The sequence below is a fragment of the Halomonas sp. AOP22-C1-8 genome, from assembly GCF_052378905.1.
Lineage (GTDB): Bacteria > Pseudomonadota > Gammaproteobacteria > Pseudomonadales > Halomonadaceae > Vreelandella > Vreelandella citrativorans.
In genome coordinates, this window is record NZ_JBQSYD010000077.1 from 1 (window position 1) to 366 (window position 366).

A 366-nucleotide genomic window follows, 5' to 3' on the forward strand; every position below is an offset into this window, starting at 1 on the left:
TGATCTTGCCCAGTAACGATGGACACCTCAAGAATGTAATACACTGCAACGAGGTGAACCATGGCAAGATCGACGACATCAATGAAGAAAAAATCCTATACCCGTTACTCAGATACCTATCGGCAAGAAGCGTTAGCGCTTGCTGATCGCATAGGCGTTGCCGCAGCGGCTCGTGAACTGGGCATACACTCGAGTCAGCTTTATCAGTGGCGTTCTAAGGTTCAGCAACAGCAAGATACATCTGAGCGAGAGCGGTCGCTGGCAGAAGAAAACGTTCGTCTGAAGCGGCAATTAGCCGAAGCCAATGAGGAGCTGGCTATCACAAAAAAGGCCGCGGTGTACTTTGCGAAGAGCCTGAAGTGAAGT

At 50.0% G+C, this 366-nt stretch carries 1 pseudogene; it reads left to right on the forward strand.

The features are described 5' to 3' along the window. Window positions 1–60: 60 nt before the first annotated feature. A pseudogene (locus ACT3TY_RS17930) lies at window positions 61–366 on the forward strand (transposase); the annotation flags it as partial.